The sequence below is a fragment of the Streptomyces palmae genome, assembly GCF_004684805.1.
GTDB classification, from domain to species: Bacteria; Actinomycetota; Actinomycetes; order Streptomycetales; family Streptomycetaceae; genus Streptomyces; species Streptomyces palmae.
In genome coordinates, this window is the sequence record NZ_SRID01000359.1 from 1 (window position 1) to 7,056 (window position 7,056).

5 protein-coding genes and 1 pseudogene are annotated in these 7,056 nt (G+C 73.1%); 2 read left to right on the top strand and 4 right to left on the bottom strand.

Going from position 1 to position 7,056, the window contains the following annotated elements; all coding sequences use genetic code 11:
* The coding region (locus E4099_RS34545; protein ID WP_483414780.1) for a GAF domain-containing protein at positions 1–810 on the bottom strand (810 nt) is incomplete at its 3' end.
* 709 nt (positions 811–1,519) lie between these two features.
* Between E4099_RS34545 and E4099_RS26580 the strand changes: the two genes are divergently transcribed.
* A complete protein-coding gene (locus E4099_RS26580) occupies positions 1,520–2,197 on the top strand; it encodes a bifunctional DNA primase/polymerase (RefSeq protein WP_135341664.1) in 678 nt (225 codons plus the stop codon).
* 1,510 nt (positions 2,198–3,707) lie between these two features.
* On the opposite strand, the gene E4099_RS26585 is transcribed toward E4099_RS26580, so the two are convergent.
* The 3 genes from E4099_RS26585 to E4099_RS26595 all read right to left on the bottom strand — a co-directional run bounded on the left by E4099_RS26585 (position 3,708) and on the right by E4099_RS26595 (position 6,657).
* A complete protein-coding gene (locus E4099_RS26585; protein ID WP_135341665.1) occupies positions 3,708–4,688 on the bottom strand; it encodes a DUF5926 family protein in 981 nt (326 codons plus the stop codon).
* Positions 4,689–5,074: 386 nt separating this feature from the next.
* Positions 5,075–5,701, bottom strand: coding sequence for an ATP-binding protein (locus E4099_RS26590; RefSeq protein ID WP_209446752.1), 627 nt, complete (start codon positions 5,699–5,701; stop codon positions 5,075–5,077).
* A gap of 74 nt (positions 5,702–5,775) precedes the next feature.
* Positions 5,776–6,657 (bottom strand): glycerophosphodiester phosphodiesterase, encoded by an 882-nt coding sequence (locus tag E4099_RS26595; RefSeq protein ID WP_245245190.1) that lies wholly within the window; start codon positions 6,655–6,657, stop codon positions 5,776–5,778.
* Positions 6,658–6,870: 213 nt separating this feature from the next.
* Between E4099_RS26595 and E4099_RS33755 the strand changes: the two are divergent.
* Positions 6,871–7,056: pseudogene (locus E4099_RS33755) on the top strand (protease); the annotation flags it as partial.

A 7,056-nucleotide genomic window follows, 5' to 3' on the forward strand; every position in this document is an offset into this window, starting at 1 on the left:
GCGCGAGGGGGTGGGGCGCGCGCCGGTGCCAGAGGGTGTGGGTGCCGGTCGCGCGCCGGTGGTGGGGAGCGCTGGGCCCGGCACGGCGGCACCGGGGAGCGCGGAGCCGGGCGGACCGAAACCCGGGTGCGTGCCGGCGCCGCCGGATGCCTCGGGGGCGCGAACCGGCGGCACCCCGCCGGCGGCGGTCGGTCCGCTGCCGACTCCTCCGCCGGCGCCGCTGCCCGAGGTGGTCGGCGCGGTGGGGACGGTGGCCGGGTCGACCTCGGCGGCCAGGCCGCTCAACGGGTCCAGCGGGATGGCGTAGCTGGCGGCGTAGCCCAGCCGGGCGGCCACCTCCCGGTGCCGGGGGTCGAGGCCGTTCTCGGCGGCCAGGTCCGGGTGGACGACCTCGGGACGCTGGGTGTGCGGGGCGGGGAGCCCGTCGAGCAGATGGCCGGCGGAGGCGGTGCCGCGCGGGATGGTCTCGATGTGGCCGAGGTCGGCGCGGCCCAGGCCCAGGCCGACGGTGGTGACCGGACCGAGACCGTCGGCGGGTTCCAGGGCGACCAGTCCACGGCGCGCGCCCACCAGGGAGGCTCCGGCGCGCAGCAGTTCATGGAGCGCCTCGTCGAGCGTGCTGGTGCGGGCCAGGCGCTCGGTCAGCTCATGGAGGGTGGTGAGGTCGGAGACCCAGCTCGCCAGCCGGTCGAGTACGGCGTTGTGAGGAGGCGATGGCACCGGGGCATGCCCAACCGGGTCCGCAGTGTGTGCAGGAGAGGGGACCGTGGGATCGATTTCAGCCACTTTCGGCAGACGGTGCGTGGTCATGGCCGTCTGCCCGTGTCCCGGGGTGCCGCCCGGTGTGGCCGGGGCTGGTCCGGGTGGCGTTCGCGCGGCTTCCCGCTGCGCTGTGGTGGGGATTGCGGCGATTTGGTGAGCGGTGTCGCAGGGTCGGCGGGACGGCGCGTACTACCCCATGGCATCGCAAACCCCCTGTCGTGGTGGGCCCGCTGGTGGGTTTCCAGATGTACACGCCCCGGGGAGGCGATGTCCAGCATTGTCCCGGTGGGGTTGTCAGTGTCTGTGGCGATTTGAAATTGGCTGAAAAATGGTCAGCCTCTCTTCCCTCTGGGGTCGACTGGCGTTCTTCGACAGCGCGTCATATCCACCCCAGTGGGTACGTATTCGGAGGAGGGCGGGGCGGCGGTTTCGCCCCGGAACCCCGCGACCGAGCCGAGCGTCTCAGTTGGCGACGGCCGCGCCCATCCCCGAGTGGCGAGGTAGAGCACAGGACGGGCGGCAAGCGCCATGCGCACGCCACCTCCCGCCACGTTCCACGCTCGGCCCGCGGCGTGATGCGCTGCCTTGTACGCGCAGTGACTTGTGATCCACATGGCGTGACGGTCCGGGACTGAAACCGACTCCGAACAGCGCCAACCAGTGCCACGTAGTGCCACGTAGTCCCAAGTAATGCCATGTAGATGCGATGGATTCGGCTGGATACGGCCCTCGGCGTTCACGGAAAGGACGAGCGCTTATGCGCGAGATCCCCGGAAGGCGACGCAAGTTCCCACTTCTGCGGCAGGGCGGAGGTTCGGCGCTGCTCCGTGCCGCGCTCACCTGCGCCACCGAGTGGCGTTGGCCGGTACTCCCGGGCGTGGGGCTGAACCCCGGCGCCGGACGCCCCGGAACCTGCGGCTGCCCCGACCCGGAGTGCGTGGTGCCGGGTGCCCACCCCTTCGACCCCGGTCTGCTCGCCGCGACCACCGACGCCCGTATGGTGCGCTGGTGGTGGACCAACCGGCCCAGCGCGCCGATCATCCTGGCCACCGGGGGGCGTGCGCCCTGCGGGGTGAGCCTGCCCGCCGTCGCGGCGGCGCGAGCCCTGACCGCCATCGACCAGGCGGGGGTGCGGGTCGGCCCGGTGGTCGCCACCCCCACCCGCTGGACCCTGCTGGTCGCCCCGTACGGGCTGGAAGAACTCGGCGAACTGCTGCACAGCCAGGACTGGGTGCCCAGTTCCCTGCGCTTCCATGGCGAGGGCGGCTATGTGGCGCTGCCGCCCTCCCAGACCGGCCCCGGCCGGGTCCGCTGGGAGCGAGCCCCCCAGCGGCGCGTGGCCACCCCTTGGCTGCCCCAGGTCTCCACCGTGGTGGACGCCCTGGTCGAGGCCAGCGCCGGCGCGCCGGGCGGCGGGAGTCGACTCGCCTACTGACCGGGCCCGGCCCGGCCACGGCCCTGCCTCCAGCCCGCCAGCTCCCTGAGGACGGCCCGAGCGCGAGCCCTTGAGCGTGCGGGCGGTGGGATCGGATCCGCGGCGGGACCGGGTGCCAGGTGTGCGGGACCGGCCCCAACCCGGACGGCCGCCGGGCCGTACGGACCGAGGCGTGTGCGGAGGCACGCTTGCGGTCACAGACGGCACGGCGATCCGGCCCGGCGGCGGACAGGGTGGCGGACGGGGTGGCGGCGCACGGCGCGGTGATCCGGCGTGGTGGCGGACGGGCCGGTGGTCCGGTGCGGTGCCGCACGGCGCGGCGGTCCGGTGCGGTCCCGGGCGGCGCGGCGGTCGGGTGCGGTGCCGCACGGCGCGGTGATCTGGCGTGGCGGCGCACGGGGCAGCGGGTCGGTGGGGTGGTGCGCGGCGCGGTGATCCGGCGTGGCGGCGCACGAGGCAGCGATCCGGCCCGGCGGCGGACGGGGTGGCGGTTCGGTGGGCTTGTTACGGCCCGGCCGGAACGGAGGCGCGGATCTCGACCGGCATGGATCCCCGGACGGGAGGGACCACCGACAGGCAACGCTCGGCCGCGGCAGAGCGGTAGGGCGTCACCCGGCCGTCCTCGGTGGGGTGAGGCGCCTCCCGATTGGCCGAATGCCGGTGCTCCGAGCCCGCCGCACACCGCCCCACGCGCGTCCGGTACGGCCCCGCAGTCGGTGCTGCAAGACGTGCTCCCGCCGGGAAACCGCCCGGCGGCGGGTGCCGGGAAACGCACTCCCGCAGGGCCACCGCCCGGCGGCGAGGGCTCCCCGCAGGGGCTACCGCAAGGCGGCGAGGGGCGCCCGGGGCCCGTGCTCCCGGCGGGACGCCGCAGGGCGGCTGACGAGCCTGCGAGGAATGCCCTCCCGCAGGAGCACCGCCGGACGGGAACAACACCCGCAAGGGCAACGACAACCGCAAGGACAACGGCAACGGCAACCGGCAACGCCAACCGCGACGGCCGTCATCCGGGAGATCCGAAATGCGGGTAGCCCGGCGCCGAACGCGGTGAAGCCGCGACAGAGGGCACCGGGGACCGAACTCGGCCGAGATCAGGGAAGTGGATCCATCGGTCCTGTGGCGCGGAATTGGCGCGGAGCGGTGGAGTGCCGGGGGAGTCGCGGAACCAGTCCGGGCGCGCCCGCTGAGGATCCTCCAGCCCTTCCGCGGCCACCTGCAGCAACACGGCAACTCGGGGGTCCCGTGCCAGGGTTGGCCTCGCGCATCAGGGATCCGGTGCGCGGACATGGAAGCGCCCGGTCGCTGGCGACGGGGGATGCACCAGCGACCGGGCTTCTAGAACCGTAACAAGAAATTGGCTGTTCGCAAATTCGATCGCGGATTTCCGGACGCCCAATTCCAGGAGATTGGCGGAAATTGTGAGCAGGGTCACTCTCTCGCCGTGGTTGTTGTTGCGCCGGGTCACCACTGATGTGTTTGTCAGCTCAGCTCAGCTCAGCTCCAGCACGGCTCAGCTCAATGTCACCTGGCGATTGGTGAGTCCGCCACGCGCCCGCCGCTCCTCGGAGTTGAGCGGGGTCTCGGTGGCGAGCGCCTCGGCCAGTCGCTCGCCGAAGACGGCCGCGGGCTTCTCGACGTCCTCGGCGACCATGTCGGTCGGCAGATCCCAGACCGGGACCATCAGGCCGTGCGCCCGGAAGGAGCCCACCAGGCGGGTGCCCTCGCCGAGCGAGGCGGTGCCGGCGGCGTGCAGCCGGGCCAGCGCGTCCAGCAACTGCTCCTCCGGGTGGTCCATCACCCAGCGCAGATGGTTCTTCTCCGGGGTACGGCACCAGTAGGCGGCCTCGACCCCGGTGAGGCGGGCGGTGGGCAGGGCGGCGGCGTTGGCGCGCTCCAGGGAGGCGGCGACCTCCCCCGTGGCCGCGTCCGCGTTCTCCAGCCAGAACTCGAAGCCCTCGTGGACCACCGGGGTGAACGGGGCGGACGGGTCCAGCAGGTCCTGGAGGCGCGGGCCCTCGGCGCCGGCCCGGGTGGCGGCCACCGGGGTGCCGGGCTCCGCGGTCAGCGCGCGCAGCAGCGTGTCTGCGAGGTCGCGGCTGATGTCCCCGGAGGAGGTGTCGTTCTGCAGGCCGAGGAGCACGGCGCCGGTGTCCCGGCGCAGCGCCGGCCAGGCCATCGGCAGCACCGTGGCCAGCGTGACGGACGGCACGCCCTCCGGCAGGCCGTCCCGGAGCCGGAGTTCGACGGTCGCGGCGGGTACCAGCTCGCGCAGCGCCACCCAGTCGCACTCGCCGGGCAGCCCCTCGAACGGCCGCCGCACCAGCTCGGTGACCGCCTGCGCGGCATGTCGGCCGTGGCAGGCCTTGTAGCGGCGGCCGGAACCGCACGGGCAGGGTTCGCGAGCGCCCACGACCGGAAAGTCGGTCGCGTCGGTCTGGGCGCTGACCCGGGGTCCTGCGGCCTTGGTCTGGGGGCGGCGCTTCTTGGCCATGGTGTGGCTGTCTCCCGATCGGAACGGCAACTGGCGGCTGTGCGCGGCCCAGGGGCCCGCACGGGCCGTACGCGCTCCGTGGGGCCCGTACGGCGGGTACGGGCGCGAGCCTAGCCCTTTGGCCGAAGCTCATCGGTCATGCCGGGGTGTCGCACCATCCGGGTCCACCGCACGCCGCGGTGCCGGGGCACCCGGGCCACGGGTGCGCCGGGTGGCGGGGCGATCCAGCCCCACCGGATCCGCCGCGCCCCGACCCGTATCGACGCATGTGCCCGCCGGCCCGCCGGCCCGCCGACCCCGGCTCGCACCGGCGTGGCGCCTGCCGGGTTTCCGCCCACCCGACCCGTACCGGCGCGGTACGCACCCGCCGACCCACCACCTCCCGGCTAGCGGTCGCTGGTGCGCTGGACCGGCACCGAGCCTGAGCCCGCGACCGCCGTGCCGGGGTGGGCGGCGGACCGGTCGGAGGCCGGCGCGACGCGCGTAGCGAAAGCCTCGTGCGGGGACAGGGCGGGCAGTGTCGCCCACACCGTGACTTCGCCGACTCCATCCCGGACGCCCCAGTCCTGGGCGAGCGCGTTGATGATGCTGAGCCCGCGCCCACCGCGAGCGGTGACCGATGGAGTGGCTGGAATTGGCCTTGTCGGTCCGCCACCGTCGGTTACCTCGACAGTGAGACGGGCTCGGTCGTCAACCCGCCACGCGGCTCGGACGGCCCCCTTGTCGTACTCATCGGTGCTCAGCGGGCGGCCGTATCGGCACGCATTGCTGAGCAGTTCGGAAAGGATCAGAACGGCGTCATCGATGACCGTTTCGGGTATCCCAGTCCGCCGCAAATCTCCGCGCATCCGGCGCCTTGCCTGACCCACGCCGGCAGGGCCATGGGGTACGGCCATGCTCGACGACGTCGGCACTTCCTGTGCCACCACCAACGCCACCCCCGAGACCTCCTTCGCCCCACGCCACGGGATGAATGCCCGGTGAGAGTGCAATGGAAACCGGCCAAGTGGCATCGGGTGACGCACTTCTCCCGATCGAATACGTAACGAACGCGCCGGTGCACTCCTCGTAATGCGCCGTGGTGGGGCTATGAGTGACCTAGTTGGGACAAGACCTGTTTGGGGCGATTGGTGATGATTGCGTCCACGCCGAGTCGGGCGCAGAGTGCCACGTCCTCGGGGGAGTCCACGGTCCAGACGTGCACTGCGTGCCCCGCGCGCTGCCAACGCAGGACGTACGCGGGGTGGTTGCGGACGATCCGGATGCTGGGCCCGGCGATGCCGACGCCCGGTGGCAGCTGGCCGTCCCGGTGCCGGGGCAGGGCGAACTGCATCAGATAGACGGTCGGAATGCCGGGCGCCGCGGTGCGTACCCGGTGCAGTGAACGGGCGGAGAAGCTCATCACCCGCACCCGCGAAGGCTCCTCGGCGGGTGGGTTGTCGAGGCCGAAGCGGTGCAGCAGCTCCAGCAGTCGGTCCTCGACGCGGCCCGCCCAGCGGGTGGGGTGCTTGGTCTCGATCGCCAGCTCCACCCGGCGCCCGGCGTCGACGACCAGCCCCAGCAGCCGCTCCAGGGTGAGCACCGAGGTGTGTTCCAGGGGGGTGTCCGCGGGCGCGAGGCCGGGCAGTGCCTCCCGGCCGACGACCTCCCGGTCGGGGGCCTCCCGGTCGGTCGCCTGACCCTTCCATGATCCGAAGTCGAGGGCCGCGAGATCGGAGAGTTCGAGCGTGGAGACGGCGCCGCGGCCGTTGGAGGTGCGGTTGACCCGGCGGTCGTGGACACACACCAGATGCCCGTCGGCGGTCAGCCGCACGTCGCACTCCAGCGCGTCCGCGCCCTGCTCGATCGCGCGCTGGTAGGCCAGCAGGGTGTGTTCGGGCGCCTCCTCGGAGGCCCCGCGGTGGGCGACGACGGAGATGTTCTGCGGGCCGCCGCGGTCGCTGTCCCGGCCCGGGCGCGCATAGGTCACCTCGCCATCGTGCCACCGCCGTCGACGGGTGTGGATACCGTCGGCGTTATCACATATGCCCTGTTTATTCATCTTGCCCGGTATAAAGGGTGTCGGCCCCGAAGGTCGTCGCTTCTTACGGCGGTCTGACGTGCCGTGGGAAAAGCTTGCGGAGATGCTCATGCGCGTCGTGGGCGCCCTACCCAACCCTGTCGTGCACCTGAGGAGAGAGCTGTGAGCAACGAGAACGAGGGCACTGCCGTCCCGTCCGCGCCCGAGCCCCGCCCGGCGCATCCGGGTACGGCCGGCGAGGCTGCCGCGGGCGCCGCCGGGGCGGGCTCGGAGGCCCCCCAGTACCCTGCCGCGGCGGTCCCGCCCCCGGCCGAGGCGGCCGAGGCCCGGCCCGCGACTCCGCCCTCC